Below are 23,069 nucleotides of genomic sequence, written 5' to 3'. Positions count from 1 at the left end.
TGTGGTTCAGGAGTTTTGTGCAATTAATCGTGGTTTTTGTGCAATTAACAAAGACTTCTGTGCAATTAACCCGGACTACTGTGCGTATTTTCTCGATTTGTGTGCAATAATACTAGTAGGGGTATGTAAACCGGGCAGTCCGAAACCAGATCCATATTCCATATGACTCGGTATACCAACATACACTCCACCCCACCAAAATCCTCAACTAAATCTATAAACCCCCACAACTACCACCCTATTAACCTCCCAACACGACCTACCAAAAGACCAAAAAGACCAAAATAACCATTATGAGCTTAATATTGTACGGTAACTGAAAGCGCTTTATATTAGATTTATCAGAAAAAAAGGAAAATAGCGTATCTTTCCTACTGATAATGGAGAATCTAGGGGGCTTTCCCGTGTGTCTTCAGAATGGCTGTACACATCATAGAAAAATAGGTTACCTATTGTTAATCACTCTACTAGTTCTGGTGTCTGGATGTAGCAATTCTGCTTATCCGATTGATCATGAGCAACTGAGTGAAGATGAACGGATTGTGATTCGTTTTTCACATGTAGTGGGTGAGCAAACGCCAAAAGGGTTGGCTGCTAGAAAGTTTGCGAAGCTCGTAAAAGAAAGATCAAATGGATTTATTGAAGTTCAGGTATTTCCAAATGGAAACCTTTACAAGGATGGGGAAGAGCTTGATGCTCTAAACAGAGGCGACATACAAATGGTTGCTCCTTCCACATCAAAACTGACTCCAATTGTTCCAGAATGGCAGGTTATGGACTTACCATTTGCTTTTCGAAATTCAAGTGATGTCCAAGACTATCTTCAAGGTGAAATTGGTCAGAAGCTCTTAGCAAAGTTAAACAAGGAAGGTCTGTATCCTTTAGGTATTTGGGATAATGGTTTTAAACAAATGACCAGTCAATATGGCCCATTAATTAAACCAAAGGATTTTGCAGGACAAAGGTTTAGAGTCATGCCGAGTACGGTAATTGAAGACCAGTTTAAAGCATTACAAGTAGATACCCAAATCCATTCATTTGATGAGGTGTATCAACTATTAAACAATGGAATAATTGATGGTCAAGAAAACACCTTTTCTAATATCGTGAGTAAAGATTTACATTCGCTACAAAACTACTTAACGATTAGTGATCATGGTTACCTCGGTTACGTGGTGCTTATGAATCTTGAATTTTGGGAGAGTCTCTCACTTGATGTGCAAAAGTTACTTACCGACACTTTCCGAGAAGTAACGGAATGGGAAGTAGAGTTGGCACAAGAACTGAACGAGAAAAATCAGCAGGATATAGAACAATGTGGGTGTATTGAGATTCATCGTTTAACAGAAGAAGAGAAACAATTGTGGGAAGACGCTCTTCAGCCGGTATATCGCAATTTTGAAGACCGGTTTAGGGCTGAATATATAGAACAGCTTCCAAAGAATAAAGAAGCACAAGCTTCGCATTAAGCAAAGGGGGAAATATCGTGAGTTGGAAAAAGAAAGCGCTAACTTTAGTTGCAGGCTTATCACTAGTTGTATCTGCTGCATGTAGTGGAGGAGAAACAACAGGTGGAAATGAATCAGAATCAGGATCAACTGAAATTACTTACAAAGAATATCCTTCTACAGTAAAGATTGGAACTGCTTCACAAGGTGGAACTTACTTTATCGTTGGTGGAGGACTTGCATCACTTCTTGAAAAAGAAATGGATGTAACAGCAAACGTAGAGGTAACAGGTGGACCTGTTCATAATATGCAATTAACACAAGCGGGAGAGCAAGATCTAGGTCTTGTAACATTAGGACCTGCTTATGAAGGCTACACAGGAACTGGTGAGTGGACAGCTGGAAACAAGATGGAAGATGTTCGTATTGTATTCCCAATGTATACAACACCAATTCACTGGTGGGCACTTAAAGAGTCTGGTGTAGACAGTATTGAAGATATTAAAGGCCAACGTGTTGGGGTAGGACCTGCTGGTGGTACTTCTGGTACGTATGTCCCGTTAATTCATGATGTATTAGGTCTAGACACTGACAATGTTCAAGCAGGCGCTAGTGATATGGCTTCTCAACAAATGGATGGTCAGTTAGATATCATTGGATATGCTGCTGGTATTCCAATCTCTGCTGTATCTGAAATTGAAGTTCAAAGAGAAATCAACTTCTTTGGTCTAGATGGTGAAATGAGAGAGAAGGTTCTTAAAGAATTCCCTTACTTCTTTGAATTCACTATTCCTTCTGACACCTATACAACTTTAGATCATGACATTGAAACAATTGCAATGTTCAACTTCGGTATTGTTCGTAAAGATACAAACGTAGACTTCGTTTACGATTTAGTAAAAGCGTATCATGAAAACAATGACATGTTAGTACAAACTCATGCTTCTATGAAAGAAGCTGTTGCTGAAGCAATTACAATTAACAAAGATGTTCCATTACACCCTGGTGCGATTAAGTACTATGAGGAAATTGGAATTGAATTACCAGATTCTGTTTACCCACCAGAGTGGGAGAAATAAAGAAAACATACCTATCCTCTACTAGGGGATAGGTATATTCTCTAAGGAGGTGCCATTCATGAGCAAAGAGTTAAACAACAAAGAGAAGGATGTAAACGATAAGCCTCTTCTGGACATGCTAGAAGAACAAGAAGATGACGAATCGGTAGAAAGCTCGACGGAGGCAAGAAATTTTACAGGGTTTATTGGAATTTTATTTTCTACTATTGCAGTAGTGGGAGCACTATTTCACTTATATATCTTAAACTTCCATCCTATTGATCCATGGTTATTTAGAAGCAGTCACTTATTATTTGGTTTAATCCTAGGTTTCATGCTTTTCCCAGGCTGGAAAAAAGCTTCAAATAAGATTCATATCGTTGACTGGGCGTTAATATTGGCAAGTATCGGAATCTTTATCTATATTGCCGTAAACTTAAAGCAATTATTATTCCGTTTTGGGGTTATGCCTACAACGCTTGACTTTATCTTTGCGTTAGTAGGGGTTTTACTCGTTTTAGAGTTAACAAGACGTACAAGTGGTTGGACACTACCAATCTTGGCTGGAATCTTCATTTTATACGCATTCGTTGGACCTTATTTACCTAGTATTTTAAATCATAGTGGATATAGTGTTGAACGTTTCGTTACGTATATTTACGGATTAGATGGTATTTTTGGCGTTACGCTGGATGTATCATCAAAGTATATTCTTCTATTTATTATCTTCGGTTCCTTTTTACAAATGTCTGGAGTGGGACGTTACTTTATTGACTTCTCCTTCTCTCTTGCAGGAGGAATGCGTGGAGGTCCAGCGAAGGTAGCGGTTATCTCTAGTGGATTAATGGGAATGATGAACGGTACTTCTGCAGGTAATGCTGTTGCAACTGGATCATTAACAATTCCATTAATGAAGCGTGTTGGATATAATGCACGTTTTGCTGCTGCAACTGAAGCAACGGCTTCTGCTGGTGGGCAAATCATGATTCCGATCATGGGTGCTGGTGCATTCTTAATGGCGGAAATTACAGGAATTCGTTACAGTGAGATCGTTATCGCTGCTACCATTCCAGCTCTATTATACTTTTTATCTGTTTATTTAATGGTAGATTTAGAAGCAGTTAAAAGAGGAATGAAAGGGATTGCTAGAAAAGATTTACCTAGCTTCAAAGCAATCTTAAAGAAAGCGTATCTATTTATTCCAATCATTCTTTTAATTGGAATGTTATTACAAGGCTTCTCTGTTATCATGTCAGGTACTTACAGTATCATTGCATGTTTTGTTGTGAGCTTCTTGAATAAGTCTACAAGAATGGGACTGAAAAAAGTACTTGGTGCATTTGAACTTGGGATGAAGAATACGATTCAGTTATTAGCCGTGTGTGCTTGTGCTGGTATTATCGTAGGGGTTATTTCATTAACAGGTGTAGGACTTCGTTTCAGCTCTATGTTATTTAATGTTGCTGGTGAAAGTGAATTACTAGCGTTATTGTTTGCAATGTTCATTGCGATCTTACTAGGAATGGGTATGCCAACAACGGCTGCATATGCAGTAGCAGCTTCCGTTGTAGCACCAGGACTAATTAACTTAGGAATTGAGCCATTATTTGCTCATATGTTTGTATTCTATTACGCGGTAATGTCTGCAATCACGCCTCCGGTTGCATTAGCAGCTTATGCGGCAGCAGGTATTGCTGGAACCGATCCGATGAAAACTGGGGTAGAGTCATTCAGACTAGGTATTGCAGCATTTATCGTTCCATTTATGTTTATCTATAGCCCTCAACTACTAATGGAGGGTGGATGGACTGAAATCGCTATTGCTGTAGTAACAGCATCGATTGGAATTTATCTTCTTGCAGCTAGTGTTCAAGGATGGTTTGCAGGTCGTCGTGCCAACCTTCTTACAAAACTTCTATTAATTGCAGCAGCATTATGCTCAATTGATGCAGGACTTAAGACAGACTTAATTGCACTTGCGATTGTGGGTGCAGCAGTAGCGGTTCAATTAGTAATGGTGAAAAAGCAGGAGCCAACTTCTATTTCTGCTTAATAGTAAAAGAGTGAACTAAATTTATGTGAAGGGGGTAGGATTGTGTTAGTCAACTTGCAAGAATGCATAGGACTAATCTACAATCCTACCTTTTTTTCAGAAAAAGGAGACGAACATGAAAAACTTCAAACTATCGGTTATTCCTGGTGACGGAATTGGAAAAGAAATTGTACCTGCAACCTTACAAGTGTTAGATACGCTAGCAAATATTAATGGTGGCGTAAAGTTCGAATATGAGACTCATCCATGGAGTTGTGAGTACTATTTAGAACACGGAGAAATGATGCCAAAGGATGGCATGAAGCAGCTTCATCAAACAGATGCGATCTACTTAGGCGCAGTTGGAAATCCAAACCTTGTGGCAGACCACATTTCTCTATGGGGATTACTAATTAAAATTCGTCGTGAGTGTGAGCAAGTCGTTAATATAAGACCAGCTAAGTACATTAAAGGTGTTTCATCACCTCTTGCAAACCCTAAGGACTTTGACTTTATTGTAGTTCGTGAAAATAGTGAAGGGGAATATAGTGAGGTTGGTGGAAGAATTCATAGTGGCAGTGATGAAATTGCTGTACAAAATGCAGTCTTCACTAGAAAAGCAACCGAAAGAACGATTCGTTACGCGTATGAATTAGCAAAAACGAGAAATGGAAAAGTAACAAGTGCCACAAAGTCCAACGGAATTGTACATAGTATGCCATTTTGGGATGAAGTCTTTAATGAAGTGGGCAAAGAATATCCTTCCATTGCCACTCAAAGTAACCACATCGATGCGTTGACTGCTTTTTTAGTAACGAGAGCACATGAATTTGATGTTATTGTGGCGAGTAACCTATTCGGGGACATTTTAACAGACTTGGGAGCTGCGATTATGGGTAGTATTGGAATAGCTCCTGCAGCCAATGTTAACTTATCTGGAAAGTATCCTTCCATGTTTGAGCCTGTACACGGTTCAGCTCCTGATATTGTGGGGAAAGGAATTGCCAATCCGATTGGACAATTGTGGACAGCTAAAATGATGCTAGACCATTTAGGTTTAAAAGAACTTGGCGATCTATTACTGAAAGCAATTGAAGATACAATCGGAGAAGGTGTGAAAACACGCGATCTTGGTGGTACTTCCAACATGCAAGAAGTCATTGACCATGTGAATAAGAAACTATTATCTTACTAAACGATTAGCTGGGTTAAAGAACATTGTTGATATTTTGCAGTGTTGATTGTAGTGGAGGGATGCGAGACTCCTGCGGGAGGAGCGCGGTAAGGGAGACCCCGCAGGCGTGAAGCGCCGAGGAGTGGGATTTTTCACGATAGTGAAAATATCCTCCATTCATCGCCCGCGGAAAGCGAGCGTCCCGGAACGAAAATCAACAACCATGTTTAACAGAGCCAAACGATAAAAAAAACAGCAGAATGAAGGAGGAAGCATCATGGCAAGTATGAGTAAATCTAGTATGAATATTATTATTCGATTACAAATCGAAAAACAACTAGCGTCTTTTAGTGATATTGCAAAAGTCATTGGAGAATATCATGGAGATATTGTAGGAATTGACGTCATTTCCTCTTCAAAAAATAGAACGATTCGTGACATTACGATCAATGTAAATGACCAAAAGCATAGTGAAGAAATTACAAGTAACATCTCAAACATCAGTGGTGTAGAAGTTATTTCAGTATCGGATCGAACGTTCTTATTACATCTAGGTGGAAAAATTGAAGTGAATTCAAAAGTTCCTATTAAAAACCGTGATGATTTATCTAGAGTCTATACTCCAGGTGTCGCTCAAGTATGTAAGGCCATTGCAGAGAAACCAAGTAAAGCGCATACTCTAACCATTAAGCGTAATACGGTAGCCGTTGTCTCTGATGGGACGGCTGTTCTTGGGTTAGGGGACATTGGACCATTAGCGGCCATGCCGGTTATGGAAGGAAAAGCCATGCTATTTAAGCAAATGGCTAACGTGGATTCTTTCCCAATCTGCTTAGATACGAAAGATACAGAAGAAATTATTCAAATCATAAAAGCGATAGCACCTGCTTTTGGTGGTATTAACTTAGAGGATATTGCGTCACCAAGATGTTTTGAAATTGAAGAAAGATTAAAGAAAGAGCTTGATATACCTGTTTTTCATGACGATCAACATGGTACAGCAGTTGTTATTTTAGCTGGACTAATTAATGCTTTAAAGCTTACAGGTAAAGAGCTGAAAGACATTAAGGTAGTCTTAACGGGTATCGGGGCAGCGGGTATTGCTTGCACGAAGATCCTGGTTGCAGCTGGTGTGAAAAATGTTATTGGTGTAGATCGCTTTGGTGCAATTAACCGTCATGAAACGTATGAGAATCTGCAATGGGAAGAATACAAAAACTTCACGAACCCAGACAATCTTACTGGAGGGCTAGATGAGGTAATTGAAGACGCCGATGTCTTTATTGGCGTGTCAGCACCTGGCATCTTAACGGTCAATCACTTAAAGAAAATGGCAAAAGATCCGATTGTATTTGCATTAGCGAATCCACAGCCTGAAATTGATCCAGATACAGCGGAAGGTTATGTTCGTGTCATGGCAACAGGTCGATCTGATTTTCCAAATCAAATCAACAATGTCCTTTGCTTCCCTGGAATCTTCAGAGGCGCATTAGACTGCCGTGCAACGGAAATCAATGAAGAAATGAAGATTGCTGCAGCACGTGCGATAGCGAATGTCGTTTCAGAAGATGAGTTAAGTGAAACGTACATTATTCCAAGTGTATTTAACCAAAAAGTCGTAGATGCGGTTAAGACTGCGGTCATCCAAGCTGCTTATAAAACAGGTGTTGCTCGTAAAGACCGTTTAAAGCTAGAGAGCCAAATGGATAAAGAATTAGTTGAGGTTTAATTTGGTTGGGAAAGCTAGTCTATTGTGTTAGGCTAGCTTTTCTTGTTGTGGCAGGAATTCCTGATAAAATAAGAGAAATTCCTGATATCCTCCCATTTTTTTCCTGATATGCCTCATGGAGCCTAGTTCATCACCCAAATTTCGACCCCATTTTGGAGCGAAAGCTAAGAAACCATTACGTAACTCAGCATTTTTACCTTTAAACAAAGCTCTCTTCGTATAAAGTGTAGCTTTCGTAAAAATCCCAAAAGCCGGATTTTTACTCGGTATTACAGTGGTTAGTGCTTTAGATAGAGAGAGTTGCTCTTTTCTAACATTGGTCACTTTGGTTGATAGTATTAGAAAGAAGGTTTATAAAGTAAGCTCCGAAAAGCAACAAAGTTTTAGAAAAGAGCCTTAAACAAACGTTTAATTAACTATAATGTATATGGAGGTGGGAATAATGACCAAACGAATCATGGTTGCAGGTACTTCAAGTGGCGTGGGAAAAACGACTCTAACCATTGGGATCATGGCTGCTTTACATAAACGTGGACTAACTGTACAGGGTTTTAAATGTGGCCCTGATTATATTGACCCGGCCTATCATTCAGCTGTGACTAATCGTCCTTCCCGAAACCTAGATAGCTGGATGCTAGACCATGAGGTATTAAAAGAAATAGTCATTAACGGTCAGCGTGGAGCCGATGTGTCCATCATTGAAGGAATGATGGGACTATTTGATGGAGAGAATCCACTTACTAATAAAGGAAGCTCCGCAGAAATTAGTAGATTAACGGACACTCCCATTATTTTAGTTATTGATTGTTCTAGCATGGCCAGGAGTGCAGCTGCGATTGTAAAAGGTTATAACAGCTTTGAGGACGGATCTGGAATTGTAGGCGTCATTGCCAATAATGTAGGAGGAGAGGGCCATTATCAGCTTGTAAAAACAGCCATAGAAAAAGAATGCCAGTTACCAGTAATCGGTTTTCTTGCAAATGACGTACATATTCAAATGCCAGAGCGTCACCTTGGACTAGTACCCTCCATTGAACGAGGGGAGCTTGCACCCTTTTTCAATCACTTAGCAGCCTTAGTAGAAAGTACAATCAATTTGGATGAATTACTTACACTATGTTCAGACAGTCCTCTACAAAGTCAAACCTCACTTTTTACAAAAATTGAATCAACACTAGTTCAAGTAGCCGTTGCAAAGGACGCAGCTTTTAACTTTTATTATCAGGAGAACTTAGAATTGCTCGAGGTATATGGGGCAGAACTCATCTACTTCTCTCCATTAGCGGGTGAAAAATTACCTGAACATGTTGATGGACTCTATATCGGAGGTGGATTTCCAGAAGAATTTGCCGATGAACTTTCTAACCAAACAACAGTTAACGAATCAATTCGTTTGGCTATACATTCTGGTTTACCCACTTTAGCTGAATGTGGTGGATTTATGTACCTGGCTGAAGAGATGATAACGTCTGATCGCAAGAGCCATAAAATGGTCGGGCTTATTCCAGGTAGGGTGAAAATGAATCGTACTTTAACTACAATTGGTTATCGTGAAGTGAAGGGGGAGCCTGGCAACTACTTGTTACCTCAAGATACGATAGCAAAAGGTCATGAATATCATTATTCCTCATTTGAACCAACTGATAACATCGACTATGCCTATGAAACAAAAGGATATTTTCATACAGGTAAAGAAGGTTATATGAAACATCATTTAGTGGCGGGGTATACTCATTTTCATTTTGCATCCTGCCCCGAACTTGTTTTGAACTGGATTCAACTATGTAAGGAGAGAAAAATGTATGGCTAAAGGTTTTCCTATAATGATTCAGGGTATTCATTCGGATGCAGGGAAAAGTGTTATTGCAACTGCACTATGCCGCATTTTTCATGAGGATGGGTATATGGGTATAAAACAGCTCCATTTAAATCACAGAACATGTCCCTTAATTTTTAGAAAATCAAATTTCTGATGGTGAAGGTGAAACACAAAGATCAGATCGAATGGTAAGCTATATTTTGTTGACCACAGGGTATGAAATACATAGAAATTGAGTGTCCTTTCAAGACTTAGTGAATTAGAATACAAGCGGTTTGCGAACCATTTCCATCAGCATATAAACTTAGACTTAATTCAAGAAAGAATAGCGCACTTTGGAAAAATGAAGTAAAAGGCTGATGACATGCATCAGCCTTTAATTTGTTAACGTCCAACAAACATTTGTGTCCAGTGATGACCACTTTCGTTGTAACCGACACCGATGTGCGTAAATTTATCACTTAAGATGTTTTTACGGTGACCTTCACTATTCATCCACGCTTTTACGACCTCTTCAGGTGAACGTTGTCCTTGTGCGATGTTTTCACCAGCTGTGTTATACGTAACGCCAAAGTCACGCATCATATCAAACGGTGATCCATACGTCGGGCTTGTATGGGAGAAATAATTGTTCTTTTGCATATCGTTTGATTTTTCTCTCGCCACATCGCTAAGTTTCGTATCAGCTGTAAGATCTTTTAAGCCATTTTTTCTTCTTTCTGCATTCGTTAACTCAATTACTTTTGATTCAAAATTACTAACAGCTGTAGTTGGTGCAGCCTGTGCTGTTTTATTTTGCGTAGCAGCAGGTTGCTTTTGTTGTTGCTGTTGTTGAGCTTGTGCTTGTTGTTGGTTCTGAGCAGTTGCATTATTTTTTGCTGTTGGTTGTTGTTGACTTGGTGTAGCCTTGTTACCAGCTTGGGCTTGTTGCTGTGTTGTTTGTTTTTGGTTTGCAGCCTGTTGTTGTTGTTGTTGGGCTGTTGCTTTGTTTTGGTTACCAGCTTGTTGCTGCTTAGCCTGTTGTCCTTGTTGAGTACCTGGTTGCATTCCCTGAGCTTTTTGGATATTTTGTAAAGCTCCGTAAATCGCATTAGTATTCTTAGGTTGACCTTGACCTTTATTAGCCGCTTGATCACCTGCATTTACATACTTAAATTTTGCTTCTTGAATAAGAACCGCTTTTGTATGTGGATACTTATTACTTGAGATGGTCGTCACATCAGCAGAGATGTTAGCTCCTGGGTTTTCTAGATCATGCTCGATAAATGTATCATTGTTCATATCTCTTCCAAACGTGAAATCTTCGTCCTGAGTTAGTTGACGACCACGACTGTTATCATCCATATTTCTGTCTGTAACGGCTCTGTTATTCATCGTAACGTTATCAAGACCTGTATTTCTAGTTGTGTATCTACCTTTATTCGTTGCTTCATCTTGATAATTCATAAAGTTACGGTCTGCAGTCGTGTTACGGTTATTTACATTATAAACGTACTCATCTGCCGTGTTACGTGCATTTAACTGAGTGTTTTGTCCATCATATGTTCGACCCATATTACCAGCAGCATCTTGATCGTAATTACACCCTACTAGTGAAGCCAACAAAACGGAACTAGTTAACGCTAATAATTTTCTATTTATCAACTTTAAAACCCCCAATGGCTATATTTTTTGGTTCGTCTTAGTATGAATGTTTTATAAATCGATTATCTCCGGTAAAAAACGTATCGGTTGGTAAATTATTAGCGAGCGCCCATTATAAATGAAGAAATGTAGGAAGAAGATTGTTTACTAGGAGTTTTTTGATGAAGGTTGTAGAGGTAATTTTTCCCTACTCTTTTGTTGGGTGAATATAATACCTCTACACTTCCAAAATATATAATAAAGAATGGCTGTTTCTTACTTTTAGATAAATGAGTTTTAAAAAGAGCCTAATGAATTGAAAAAAGGAGATTGCATAATGTCACTTACTCCAGAGCAAAGAGTAGAACTTCATGGATTCAATAATCTGACCAAGTCACTCAGCTTTAATATGTATGATATTTGTTATACAAAAACAAAGGAAGAAAGAGAAGCCTATATTAACTATATACATGAGCAATATAACGCGGAAAGGTTAACACATATTTTATCGACCGTAACGGAAATGATAGGAGCCCATATATTAAACATTGCCAAGCAGGACTATGTACCTCAAGGATCTAGTGTAACCATCCTTGTTTCAGAAGGTCCCGTAGATGAAGCACCCATGGAAGCATTCGAAGAATCACCAGGTCCATTAGGCAATGCGGTTGTCGCAGGCCTAGATAAAAGCCATATTACTGTACACACCTACCCAGAGTACCACCCAGCTGACGGGATTAGTACCTTCCGTGCAGATATCGATGTCTCAACATGTGGTGAAATCTCTCCACTAAAAGCACTTAATTATCTCATTCATTCCTTTGAAACAGATGTAATGGTGATCGACTATCGAGTACGTGGGTTCACAAGAGACGTCAACGGTCACAAGTTGTTCATTGACCATGACATAAACTCCATTCAAAACTATATACCAGAAGAAGTGCAGGAACTATATCATATGATTGACGTAAATGTGTACCAAGAAAACATCTTCCACACCAAGTGCCGACTACGCCAATTCGACTTAGACAACTACTTATTTGGCTACCGTAAAGACTCACTACCAAAAGAAGAACAAGTTGAGATTACGAAAAAGTTAAAAACTGAGATGGAAGAGATCTTCTACGGGAAAAACATCATACACTAAAGAAAAATCGACAAGTGCCTGTCACTTGTCGATTTTTCTTTATAGAACCAAAGGTAAACTGAATAAATATAAATTTAAATTCATATCGATAAATAGATAATTATTTGTTAAAATAGACTAATTAGTTATGGGCTGAGATGTATTTTTGAATCACCTTACATATAAATTTTGTTTCAGGAAGCTCAGATTTTCAAAAAGAAGAGAGGTTGGTCAGTATGAATAAACGGATTGGTTTTATTGGTTGTGGGAAGATGGGGCAGGCGATGATTACGGGGATGCTTCATTCTTCGTTAGTACGCTCAGATCAAATCATCGGAAGTGCTCGTTCGGATGAGACGTTGTTAGTAGTGGAACAGAAGTTTAATATTAATGTCACACTATCTAATCAAGAAGTAGCTAGTTCTAGTGATTTTCTTTTTATAGCTGTAAAACCTCATTTATATAAAGAAGTTTTACAAGAAGTGAAGGATCATGTTAAACAAGATGCTATTATTATTACGATTGCGGCTGGTATTGATATTTCATTTATTGAAGCTCAATTTGATCATGACGTAAAAGTGATTCGATCTATGCCGAATACGCCTTCTCTTGTAGGGGAAGGGATGAGTGTCCTCTGTGTCAATAACCTTGTTTCTGAAGAGGAAAAAGAACAGGTGATAAGCTTATTTAATAGTTTTGGAAAAAGTGAAATTGTAGAAGAAGCCATGTTAGATGCGATTCCAGCTATTAGCGGGTCGTCTCCGGCTTACGTTTATATGTTTATTGAGGCTCTTGCTGATGGTGGGGTTATGCAAGGGATACCTAGAAAGCTCGCTTATAAGTTAGCGGCGCAAGCTGTTTTAGGAGCGGCGAAAATGGTGTTAGAAACTGATAAACATCCAGGAGAATTAAAGGATGAAGTATGTACACCTGGTGGCGTAACGATTGAAGCGGTCGCTACTTTGGAAAAGAACCAATTTAGAGGAGCTGTCCTATCAGCAATGGAAAACTGTACAAATAAATCGAGGATATTAGCAAAAAAGTAAGTTTTAGTTATCAACCGAAAAACATATAAACTCTAAACTTTTGACTAAATTTATCCAAAATGATAGACAAATGGAAAAATTGGAATTATAATGAGGTTAATTATATAGCCTCGGAAAACGAAGGGGAGTAGCTTAACAATAAAGTCGTCATGCCGTGATTTTCGCAAGATCACCGGCTTTATTGGACAACACGATGTTGTTGGCAAGACCTTTATCATGCGAATGGTAAAGGTCTTCCCTTTTTTAGAGAAGCCTTTACCGTGATGGTAGAGGCTTTTCTTTTTGTATGTACCGTTTTCAAAAGGAGGATCACCATAAAGGAGGATCGCTTTAGTAGATAAATAATATTAGTTTAAGGGGGAAATAAAATGGAATTATTTTCAGGAGAATTTTTTTCAGCGTTATTAGCCATTATTATGATTGATTTAGTACTAGCAGGTGATAATGCCATTGTAATTGGCCTTGCTGCTCGTAACTTACCAAAGCATATGCAAAAGAAAGTCATTATGTGGGGAACAGTAGGGGCAATCGCCATTCGTGCTGCCGCAACACTTGTCGTGGTTTGGTTATTAAAGATACCTGGTTTACTAGTAGTTGGTGGTGTGCTTCTACTATGGGTCGCGTATAAACTATTGGTAGAGGAAAAAGATCATAATGTTTCAGCAGGAAGCAACTTCTGGGCAGCCATTCGTACGATTATTATTGCAGATGCCCTAATGGGTCTTGATAATGTATTAGCAGTTGCTGGAGCAGCACACGGAAGCTTCGTACTAGTTGTTTTAGGATTAATCATCTCGATACCAATTGTGGTTTGGGGAAGTACGATTATCCTTAAGTTTGTAGAACGTTATCCCGTTATCATTACAATTGGAGCTGGGGTGTTAGCATGGACAGCATCTAAGATGATTGTCGGAGAGCCATTCCTACAACCTTACTTCGCAAATCCATTCATTAAATATGGCTTTGAACTCCTTATGATTGTAGCTGTTCTAGGCCTTGGTGCTTACGTAAAATCAAAACGCAAAACAGTGGAAAAACAGGCTGCATAACCTAAAAAAATCGACAAGTGACAGGCACTTGTCGATTTTTCTTTATCTAGAATGTACTTCATAAATCCCAAATTTTAAATAGCTTCCTTCTTCTGCAGCTAAAAGTTTAGGATGGTCATATCCAGCACCACTCCAATGTAATTCTCGAAGTACCTTCCTTGCATCAACAGCTGCATCTTGAATCATTTCCTTAAATTGGTCAGAACGGACATGGAAAGAGCAACTGGCTGTAATGAAGATCCCGCCATCTTTTACTAGTTTTAAGCCATTTAAGTTAATATCTTTATAGCCACCCATTGCTTTTCGAACAGCATGTGCCGATTTGGCAAAGGCAGGTGGGTCGACGATGACTACATCCCATTGCTTTCCTTCATTTACACAATCTCTTAAATAATCAAACGCATTCGCTACAACATACTCAACATTAGTAAAGCCGTTAAGCTCAGCGTTTCGTCGAGCCGTGTCAATCGCATGCTCCGAGATATCGACGGCGGTCACATGCTTTGCCCCGTATGAAGCACCATTTAACATAAAGGAGCCTGTATGAGTAAAACAGTCGAGAAGAGTAGTGTCTGGTGTAATAAATGGTTGAATGGCCGCACGGTTTTCTCTTTGGTCAAAGAAGAATCCAGTTTTCTGCCCGTCTTTAATATCAACAATATACTTTACGCCGTTCTCTTCAATTTCGACTTCAGTAGGACCCTCGCCATACCAGAAGCCTTTCTCTTGTTCTAGTCCTTCAAGTTCACGAACGTATACGTCATTACGTAGATAGATCGCTTTAGGTTTAAATACTGTTAAAAGTCCCTGTAAGATCCACTCTTTCCTAACTTCCATTCCAAGCGCCATAATTTGGACTACAAGTGTATCTTCATACTTATCCACCACTAAACCAGGAAGGAAATCAGCTTCACCATAAATGGCTCTACATGAACGAACCTCTGGTATTAATAGTTGTCGAAGTCCCCATGCTTTTTTAATTTTATTAACAAAGAATTCCTCGTTAATTTCCTCATCCTTATATGTAAGGACCCTAACAATCATTTGAGATCTTGGATTAATATAGCCTTTTCCTAAAAAATGCATTTGATGATTATATACATCAACAATATCTCCAGGCTGATATTCCCCTTCTATTCGATTAACCTCACTTTGATAGATCCAAGGGTGCCCCTGTTCAAGACGCTTTTTTCTTTTTCTTTCTAAAATCACTTTTGTCATATTCATCACTCCGCATAATAGTCGCTTATCATCATATCGAAACATGAAGAAAATTGCCAGTTTTAGATTAGTTTTCCCTATGAAATAAAGAAGGATTCAGGTTTTACACACTGAATCCTCTGAAATCTTGTACCTTCTCTATCAATCTTTATGATGGAAAGTCAATTTATTTTTACCACTTTCTTTAGAAGTATATAGCGCCTTATCCGCATTTCGAATGGAAGTATAAGGATCTAGATCATGGTTTGTCCATAATGAAGCGCCAATACTGCAAGAAATCGTAACGGTATCAGTTTCAATTTTAAACGGCTCTTGTATGGCTTCAATCACACGATTCCCAATGATTTCTCCATCCATTTGTCCGTTTTCGGCAGATGACTTTAATACGATTAAGAATTCATCACCTGAGAGCCTACAAACGAACTCATGACTCCGTAATGACCTTTTAATACGAGTAGCCACTTCCTTTAGCAATAAATCTCCATGATGGTGACCTAATGTATCGTTAACTGTTTTAAACCCGTCTAGATCTAAATATAAAAATAATAAGCCTTGGTTAGTTCCCTTTACGTAAGAAGCTGCTTCTTCCATAAATAAATCGAGTGCTAACCGGTTCGGTAATCCTGTTAGCTTATCTTGATGAGCAATTTCTTCCATTTTACCTAAGTCTGACTCCGTTTTACCTAATGTTTCAATTAAATGCTTCAAAGAAGTAGAGAGTATTTCAATATCACGAATTCCCTTTTTAATTGGAATTTCAACCTTTTCACCCTTTTTTAAACGATCAGCTGTAAAAGCAATCTGCTTTAGTGGGTTTGAGATGTATCCAGCTAAAAACCACCCCATGACGGCAAAAAGGACCGTTGATAAAAATCCTAAAGATAAAATCGTTTGTTTTAATTCTAGAACGGAATAGAAAGCAATTGCTTCAGGCTGTCTCATAATAACTGTCCAGTCTAGACCTGGATAGTTAAGAAATCCGTCCGCTAGTGCATAGCCTGTGACATAATATTTTCCATCTGGCCATTTTTCAATGGACCAGTTGTTTTCATTTTTCTGAGCGTTCTCTACTGCTTGTATATTTAAAGGTTTTCCGATGAGTTCCTCAGGACCTAATAAAACAGTATTCTCTCTTTTACTCACAATAAAGACTTCCAGTTGGTTGTCTTGTTGCTGCAATGGTCGTACGACAGATTCTTTTACTTGTTTGGCCCATTCCCAACTTAAATGTGTAGCCAACACACCAACAAAATCACCATTTGGGTTAAAAATGGGAGCACTAATATCGACAAATTTTAAAGGTTCTCCGCTTTCATTAGGAAGGAGATCTGCAAGAAGGACAGCTTCATGTACATCCCCAATAAAAGTTTCGGTTAAGGCTTCATAGTAAACTGGACGTTTAGTAAGATCTTCGCCTTCAAGTATTTGATCGGTTGAAGCTTTCACCGTGCCTTTAGCATCCAAAAACCCAATCCATGAGAAAGCGGGGAAGTTAGTTTTTAACTCATTAATTAACGTTCTAATAGACTCAGTGCTGTTTGCATCTTGAAAGACTTCAAGCTTGGATAAAACGGTGATTTCACCGAAACGTGACCACATAAATTGATCTAATTTATCAGCAATCTGGTATGAATCATTCGCTAATCTCTCTCCAATTTGCTGCTTCACTTCTTCTCCAGATTCTCTACTAATGGTAAAGCTTAAAAAAGTGGTTAAACCGACAGTGAAAATTGAAAAGATGACAACGAAGTAAGTTCTTAGTGTTATCGACATAAATGGATCCCCTTAAGAATAATAAACTCATTTTCATTTTAACAGAAATGTGTCGTTTTTTGTCGATTATTTTCATAATAGAAGGTATAGCTGTACATATAGACTTCGTTTGACAATAATAGAAGTAAGTTTGATTACAGTACAAAGTTATTTTTAGGGAGGTAGCATGGATAAAGAGTTAGAAGAACAGGTAGAACGTCCCTTTGAACACGAAAGAGAAGACTTTGACTACGATGCTTTTTTCAACGAAGAGTATGATGAGGAATATGAAAAGCAAAAAGAGAGAAGAAAGAACCGTAAGAAGTTAAGCACAAAACTAATAGGCTCTTTACTAGTTCTCGTATTGTTAGTAAATGGACTCGCTATCTGGCCGAAAATTATAAATTTGCCTGCTGTTGAATTTCTCGCTGTTTCAGCAAAGTTATCACAACAAGATCATATTAAAGAGTGGAAAAAATCAGTTGTGACGATTGAATGGGACCGTGTGAAAGGAACAGGATTCAATATTGAGCAAGACGGATTAATTGTTACCAACGCTCATGTGGTGGACAATGCACCCTCAGTAAATGTACATTTTAAAGCGGGCAATTCTTATACAGGAAGAGTAGTGGCCCGTTATCCAGAGCTTGATTTAGCTCTTATTGATATTGAAGCAACCGAATTACCGGTCTTACCACTCTCCTTTACATCAGATTGGGGAGAAGGAGAACGTGTCATCTTTATTGGCAATCCATTAAGCTTTACCCAGATCGCCAATGAAGGTGAAATTATTGGTGAAACCTTATTATCCGGGTGGGCGGAGCCTGTCATGATGATTGAAGCGCCGATCTATAAAGGGAACAGTGGCAGTCCTGTGATTAACGATAAGGGAGAAGTCATTGGGGTTATATTTGCAACCTTACAAAATCCAAGCATCGAAACAAAGGAAATTGTCGGGGTAGCAACACCAGCGAAACATTTAGAGAAAATCATAAACCAGGTGGGAGAATAACTTAAACCGTTCCGTTTTGAGTTGAATTAGAATAAAATGACTTACTAATTGGCAGAGGGATTGACCTATGCCAATTTTTCTTTCGTATAAAGGATTTTCGATATATTTAATAGAATAATGACATATGAAATGACATAATAAATTTAAGAACAATAGTTGTTGTACACCATAAAAAGGTTGTCATTAAGCCTGTCATTTTGGGTTAACAATATAAGCCGTCATTTCAACTAATAGTTATTAAAAACACCTATGAATTAACGGGTGAAGTTAATTGGAGAAGGAATTTACATTATTCATTTGTACACTGTTAAGAAGGATATGAATAGGGATATGACTCTTTAGGAGGTTGAGATGAGAAAGTTACTCATTGGTATTTTGATAACGATCATCTTTTTTTGCTTATTTTTAATATATAACCACAAACAACTCCCCACTAAAGAAGATGTGTTTAGAAATTCAAGTAATTGGTCTCCAAAAACTGAGGAAGTTTATTTGGTTAGGAAAATAGACGATGTGTGGTTAACCATTTTCAGAAATAGTCATACCACTTTTGTCAGTCGTTTAGAACAAAACTGGATGGGTTATTGGGAGTTTAAAGATGACTTAGGAAGTGAGTCCTCATTAATTTCTACTAATTATCCTCCTGAAACAGAAGTAGATTTTACATGGAATGCTTCAAGTAGATCTGATCTACCAATATCATACTACTTTGGACAAATTAACAATCCTAAAGTACAGGATGTCAAAGTTGAAATAGAGAAAGACATCTTTAAAAATGCTTTAATAATTAATGCAGATGAAAATCGTTTCTTCTTTTTAAAATTAGATGCGCCAACTTTATTACCTATTAACATTAAAGGGAGTTCTGAATCTGGCGATTTAATATATTCTACAATAAGTGATTGGATGAAGTAATGGAAGTCTCTTTAGAACAAGTGGAGGCATGTTTTTACTAACGGAGAAGGAAATGTAAGAGAATTTACCTCGCATTAAGGAGGGCTTTCAGAATGGATATAAAGTCTTTTTCCGATGTATTAAAATACCCCTATGTTATCATTTTTGATAACGCAAAAGGTAACAAACTACACAAGACAAATTGTTATTTTGTCTCAGAAGAAAACTTCAACCTTATAATGAATACTTATCAGGGTAGGAACGGTTATTACCTCCCATTAGAGTATTACGAGGATATTCGAGATGCTTCCGTGGTTCCTTGTAAGGAGTGTAAGCCAACTCAGGAACAATAGATTAACTTCTTACTGTACTAAGGTGGGCTTTATCTCAACAAGACGCTCTATATTCTAGGACTCAAAATGTAAAAATGGCGTGTCAAAACTGTGGTCAGTTTGCACGCCATTTTCATTACCAATTAAATGATATATATCCCAAAACGGAACGGTTTAAGATTAACTTCATCTGGTCTTTTCATTAAAAAACTTTCGAAGCCAACTAGGAGTAGGAGCTTCAACTGAAATCTTCCCTTTTGTAATAGGATGAATAAAATCTATGGAACTTGCATGTAAAGCCTGGTGTTTTAAATAGGTGTTTTTCCCACCGTAAAGCTGATCCCCTACAAGCGGGTGACCTAGATGACTTAGATGCACTCTAATTTGATGCGTTCTTCCTGTATCTAGATTTAGTTTAACTAGTGTCATGTGAAGTTTTGTATTTATTTCGCTTACTTCATAATGGGTAATGGCTTTTTGACCAGCCGGTGACACTCTTCTTCTTGTAGGATGATGGCGATCACGGCCAATTGGTTCTGTAATCGTACCTTTCTTCTTCCTCATCATTCCTTCAGCTAAAGCAAGATAGGTTCTTTTAATCTCTCGCTTCTCTAGTGCTTGGTCAAGTAAGGCACTTGCTAGAGGGTGTTTGGCGAAAAGGATAACTCCGCTCGTGTCACGATCTAATCGATGAACATGGCGTATCTTCGTTTGAATACCAGAAAGCTGCAGGTGAAAAGCGACTCCATTTGCTACTGTCTGTTTCCCGTTAGCATCATTGGGATGTGTATCCATTCCAACGGGCTTATTGACCACTAAAAGATGATCATCTTCATATAAAATATCAACATTTAAATCTTCGGGAATTACACCATATTCCTCTCCCTTTATACAGTGAAGATATAGTTGATCATTCTTTTTTACAGGATGGTTCCAAGGAATTTGATCTCCGTTTAGCAAGACTCCTTTTTCCATTCTTAGTTCATGTAGCATTTTCTTAGGAACAGCCACCTCGCTTCGCAGCAGTTGTTCAATGGTCTGTCCCTCCCAAAAAGCAGGTATGGTGATTACTAACCATTCTCCTTTTTTTTCTGTCTGAATCATGAAGACTCACCTCTTTGTTCTTGTTCCTTGTTCTTTTGAACATGCTTCCACGTACGCAAAGTAAATATAATAAGAAGAAAACCGATGTAGCTTAGTGAAATGATAAGACCTAGCATAGAAAATCCTAAAATCTTTAGAATCATATTAATGACAGTAAAAACATAAAGAATGCCAAGGAATCTTTTGATTTCTGTATCTTTAAAAATTCTTGTTAAATGTGCCCCAATTTGCCCTCCAATGATTGCTCCAATAATAAGAGTAAACGCAAAGGAATAATCAATTTGCGTGGAAGTCGAATAGGTAATAAAACCTGCAATGACGATAAAAAAGACAGCGAAAAGGCTAGTACCCACAGCTTTCCTTGGTGGAAGTCCAAGAAAAGAAATAAGTAATGGAACGATAATAAATCCTCCGCCTACTCCTAATGTAGTGGAGATAAAGCCGCCAGCTAATCCAATAAAAACGGGGGCAAGCCAAGCTCTCTTTTGTCCCTCTTGGTGTTCATGTTTCTTTTCTTTATATGTGAGCAAAGAATAGGAGAAATATCCAGCCAATAAGATGTAAAAGACAGGAATGACAATTTCTTCAATATGTAACTGTTCTAAAAACATAACAAAAGGATGGGCAATTTGAGTAGCCACTAACCCAGCAACTGCCACAAATAATCCTATTTTGAATTCAATATTTTTCATCTTAAAATGAGCAACGATACCAGAAAGGGATGTACCAATCGTGTAAAGTAAACTTGTCGCGATGGCCACAATTGGGGATAACCCTATTAATAAAAGAATGGGCGTTAATACGAAGCCCCCACCAATCCCAAAATAACCTGATAAAATACCTACACATGCTCCGAGTAAAATAAATAGTATTAGTTCCAAACATACACTCCTTTCTGTCTCTTTCATTATGAAGAATATCTAATTTGATCACAACAATGTCCTTATTATATTATTCTCTACTATGAAATGTTAGTTATTAGTCTACTTTATAGGAATTGGGTAAGCCGGAAAGACTTACCTTAGCAATTCACGAGTGATGTGTGTTAACGTATAGCTATATAATAGAAACGGCTTTATAAAGGTGGGCTAATCATGAAAATTGTCACAGCTTCAACTCCAGAACAAGAGAATTATATTGAAGAACTAGTAGATTATATGTACTCAGAAGTATTTCCAAACTACTTCTCTGATGAGTATATTGAAGAGTTGAAGGAACTCCATGTTCTATTACCAACGAATTCAGATTTATATAATGGTACTTTAAAAGAGGCGTTTCAACTAATCTCTGGCATTCAGTCACTGATTGCCGTTATTGAAACGATTAGACATGAAGAGGTAGCGGAGCATCATCAAGAAATATTTGAAAAGAACACAACCATTGTAGAAGACTACGGTTATAAATTCCCATTTCAAATACATCACTTCGCCAAACCAAAGGAAGAATGTATCTCCTTATACTCAAAACCTACGAGTCAGTATATCATGTAAAAAAGCATCGAGCTTACTCGATGCTTTTTTGCTAGTCTTTATATTTCTCAAACCACGTACGGAATTGCTCGTCACTTACTTTCCCAACCACTCGGTCTACTTCAACACCATTTTCAAACCTTACAAGAGTAGGGGTGCTTGAGATATTGTAAGTTTTCCAACCTTCTTCGAATTCTAATAAATTATAAAAAGGTAGTTCAATTCCTAACTCCTCGGTCATAGGTACGATGACAGGAGAAGTTTCTTTACAAAAAGAACATTCAGGACTATAAAAATAGACAAATAGATTTTCCTTGTCCGCTAGTTTATCTTCAAGCTCATCAGGTAGTATTTGATTTTGATAGAGAGGATCATCCAATTGGGAAATTGTTGCCGGTTTTAGGCTGTCTTTTCCATATGGATTTCCCTCTGAAGCTTGTTTATTTGAGAAATTCGTGACAAAAGCAAGAGTGGCAAATAATGCAATAATAACGACTAAAAAGATCATAACTTTTTTCATGTTATTGCCCCTTTCTTATTTTTAAGATCATAAACTGTAAGATGGTGATCGTTGTAAAGGCAGTTAAGGCTAGAAACGGAATAGTAATAAATCCAAACCAGTTAATGTATTGTCCTGTGCATGGAACGACTCCACAAGAAATGGAAGTACTCGCTAGGAATTCTACTTTTTGGATTAAATAATGATAAAAAGAAATGCAACCACCAATGATTGAAAAAGGAAGTACATATAAGGATAATTGTTCATACTCTTTCTTAATCAAACCTATTCCCATTAGTAGAGCAAGCGGGTACATGAAGATCCGTTGATACCAGCAGAGTTCACAAGGAATAAACAACATAATCTCCGAGAAAAATAGACTTCCAACTGTAGCAATGACAGAAACGGCCCAAGCCATAAAAAATAAAGATTCTATCTTTGAGTGAATGGTTGCTTTCATTTATACACCTGCTTTTGACTGTTTTCTACTACTAAATTACAACAATACTTTCCTAAATTGTATGTCAAACTTGCTGTTGAAAACAAGCATCCTATGTAGCATTTTTTATCTATTTTGTGAATGGGTCAGGCTGAACTGCTGTAATACACGGAAGATATTTTTCAGAACGTAAAAAATCTCATGTAAAAAAGCCCTTCATTGGATAGAAGGGCTGATGATTGT

20 protein-coding genes and 1 pseudogene are annotated in these 23,069 nt (G+C 37.9%); 13 read left to right on the top strand and 8 right to left on the bottom strand.

The features are described from left to right. Positions 1-404 precede the first annotated feature (404 nt). The 5 genes from LT143_RS02330 (at position 405) to LT143_RS02310 (ending at position 7,441) form a co-directional block, all read left to right on the top strand. Positions 405-1,469: a DctP family TRAP transporter solute-binding subunit gene (locus LT143_RS02330; protein ID WP_246939099.1), complete on the top strand. Its 1,065-nt coding sequence runs from the start codon at positions 405-407 to the stop codon at positions 1,467-1,469. A 17-nt stretch (positions 1,470-1,486) separates the two neighbouring features. Next, positions 1,487-2,527, top strand: coding sequence for a TAXI family TRAP transporter solute-binding subunit (locus tag LT143_RS02325; protein ID WP_246939096.1), 1,041 nt, complete (start codon positions 1,487-1,489; stop codon positions 2,525-2,527). Positions 2,528-2,585: 58 nt separating this feature from the next. After that, positions 2,586-4,559 (top strand): TRAP transporter permease, encoded by a 1,974-nt coding sequence (locus tag LT143_RS02320; protein ID WP_246939092.1) that lies wholly within the window; start codon positions 2,586-2,588, stop codon positions 4,557-4,559. 115 nt (positions 4,560-4,674) lie between these two features. After that, positions 4,675-5,733, top strand: coding sequence for a tartrate dehydrogenase (locus LT143_RS02315; protein WP_246939089.1), 1,059 nt, complete (start codon positions 4,675-4,677; stop codon positions 5,731-5,733). A 256-nt stretch (positions 5,734-5,989) separates the two neighbouring features. Next, positions 5,990-7,441: an NAD-dependent malic enzyme gene (locus LT143_RS02310; RefSeq protein WP_246939084.1), complete on the top strand. Its 1,452-nt coding sequence runs from the start codon at positions 5,990-5,992 to the stop codon at positions 7,439-7,441. Positions 7,442-7,468: 27 nt separating this feature from the next. Here the strand turns inward: LT143_RS02310 and LT143_RS02305 are convergent, their stop codons facing one another. Beyond that, the gene (locus tag LT143_RS02305) at positions 7,469-7,765 is read right to left on the bottom strand and encodes a hypothetical protein (RefSeq protein WP_246939081.1); all 297 of its coding nucleotides are present in this window, start codon (positions 7,763-7,765) and stop codon (positions 7,469-7,471) included. A 115-nt stretch (positions 7,766-7,880) separates the two neighbouring features. On the opposite strand from LT143_RS02305, the gene LT143_RS02300 reads away from it, so the two are divergent. Both LT143_RS02300 and LT143_RS20820 read left to right on the top strand, forming a co-directional pair. Then, a complete protein-coding gene (locus LT143_RS02300) occupies positions 7,881-9,251 on the top strand; it encodes a cobyrinic acid a,c-diamide synthase CobB (protein ID WP_246939167.1) in 1,371 nt (456 codons plus the stop codon). Further along, positions 9,244-9,392 (top strand): annotated as a pseudogene (locus tag LT143_RS20820) (nucleotide-binding protein); the annotation flags it as partial. The gene LT143_RS02300 and the pseudogene LT143_RS20820, both read left to right, overlap by 8 nt. Before the next feature lie 252 nt (positions 9,393-9,644). On the opposite strand, the gene LT143_RS20695 reads toward LT143_RS20820, so the two are convergent. Next, positions 9,645-10,541 (bottom strand): CAP domain-containing protein, encoded by an 897-nt coding sequence (locus LT143_RS20695; protein ID WP_418909793.1) that lies wholly within the window; start codon positions 10,539-10,541, stop codon positions 9,645-9,647. A 679-nt stretch (positions 10,542-11,220) separates the two neighbouring features. Between LT143_RS20695 and speD the strand changes: the two genes are divergently transcribed. The 3 genes from speD to LT143_RS02280 all read left to right on the top strand — a co-directional run bounded on the left by speD (position 11,221) and on the right by LT143_RS02280 (position 14,104). Beyond that, on the top strand, positions 11,221-12,030 hold the full coding sequence (gene speD / locus LT143_RS02290; protein WP_246939078.1) for an adenosylmethionine decarboxylase: 810 nt from the start codon (positions 11,221-11,223) through the stop codon (positions 12,028-12,030). Between the two features lie 215 nt (positions 12,031-12,245). Continuing rightward, a complete protein-coding gene (proC, locus tag LT143_RS02285) occupies positions 12,246-13,055 on the top strand; it encodes a pyrroline-5-carboxylate reductase (protein ID WP_246939076.1) in 810 nt (269 codons plus the stop codon). Between the two features lie 368 nt (positions 13,056-13,423). Next, positions 13,424-14,104 (top strand): TerC family protein, encoded by a 681-nt coding sequence (locus LT143_RS02280; protein ID WP_246939074.1) that lies wholly within the window; start codon positions 13,424-13,426, stop codon positions 14,102-14,104. Positions 14,105-14,146: 42 nt separating this feature from the next. Here the strand turns inward: LT143_RS02280 and LT143_RS02275 are convergent, their stop codons facing one another. Both LT143_RS02275 and LT143_RS02270 read right to left on the bottom strand, forming a co-directional pair. Then, the gene (locus LT143_RS02275) at positions 14,147-15,325 is read right to left on the bottom strand and encodes a class I SAM-dependent rRNA methyltransferase (RefSeq protein ID WP_246939072.1); all 1,179 of its coding nucleotides are present in this window, start codon (positions 15,323-15,325) and stop codon (positions 14,147-14,149) included. 141 nt (positions 15,326-15,466) lie between these two features. Beyond that, complete coding sequence (locus LT143_RS02270) at positions 15,467-17,098, bottom strand: sensor domain-containing diguanylate cyclase (RefSeq protein WP_246939070.1); 1,632 nt, start codon at positions 17,096-17,098, stop codon at positions 15,467-15,469. Positions 17,099-17,264: 166 nt separating this feature from the next. On the opposite strand from LT143_RS02270, the gene LT143_RS02265 reads away from it, so the two are divergent. Then, positions 17,265-18,089: a S1C family serine protease gene (locus tag LT143_RS02265; RefSeq protein WP_246939068.1), complete on the top strand. Its 825-nt coding sequence runs from the start codon at positions 17,265-17,267 to the stop codon at positions 18,087-18,089. Positions 18,090-18,440: 351 nt separating this feature from the next. Beyond that, positions 18,441-19,004, top strand: coding sequence for a hypothetical protein (locus tag LT143_RS02260; protein WP_246939066.1), 564 nt, complete (start codon positions 18,441-18,443; stop codon positions 19,002-19,004). A 497-nt stretch (positions 19,005-19,501) separates the two neighbouring features. On the opposite strand, the gene LT143_RS02255 is transcribed toward LT143_RS02260, so the two are convergent. Both LT143_RS02255 and LT143_RS02250 read right to left on the bottom strand, forming a co-directional pair. Next, a complete protein-coding gene (locus LT143_RS02255; protein ID WP_246939164.1) occupies positions 19,502-20,416 on the bottom strand; it encodes an RluA family pseudouridine synthase in 915 nt (304 codons plus the stop codon). Continuing rightward, entirely contained in the window at positions 20,416-21,300 is an 885-nt protein-coding gene (locus LT143_RS02250) for a sulfite exporter TauE/SafE family protein (RefSeq protein WP_246939064.1), read from the bottom strand. Before LT143_RS02250 ends, LT143_RS02255 begins: the two co-directional genes overlap by 1 nt. A 213-nt stretch (positions 21,301-21,513) precedes the next feature. Here LT143_RS02250 and LT143_RS02245 point away from each other — a divergent pair, with 213 nt between their 5' ends. Next, positions 21,514-21,909 (top strand): DUF5365 family protein, encoded by a 396-nt coding sequence (locus LT143_RS02245; protein ID WP_246939061.1) that lies wholly within the window; start codon positions 21,514-21,516, stop codon positions 21,907-21,909. A gap of 31 nt (positions 21,910-21,940) precedes the next feature. Here the strand turns inward: LT143_RS02245 and LT143_RS02240 are convergent, their stop codons facing one another. Together LT143_RS02240 and LT143_RS02235 are read right to left on the bottom strand one after the other, a co-directional pair. Next, positions 21,941-22,408, bottom strand: a complete 468-nt coding sequence (locus LT143_RS02240) for a thioredoxin family protein (protein WP_246939059.1) — start codon at positions 22,406-22,408, stop codon at positions 21,941-21,943. Position 22,409: 1 nt separating this feature from the next. Continuing rightward, entirely contained in the window at positions 22,410-22,847 is a 438-nt protein-coding gene (locus LT143_RS02235) for a disulfide oxidoreductase (protein ID WP_246939056.1), read from the bottom strand. Positions 22,848-23,069: the final 222 nt, after the last annotated feature.

The organism is Bacillus pinisoli (assembly GCF_023036475.1).
Classification (GTDB): Bacteria; Bacillota; Bacilli; order Bacillales; family SA4; genus Bacillus_BS; species Bacillus_BS pinisoli.
Note: the sequence above shows the minus strand (reverse complement) of the source record. Positions and strands in the feature narration are given on the sequence as shown.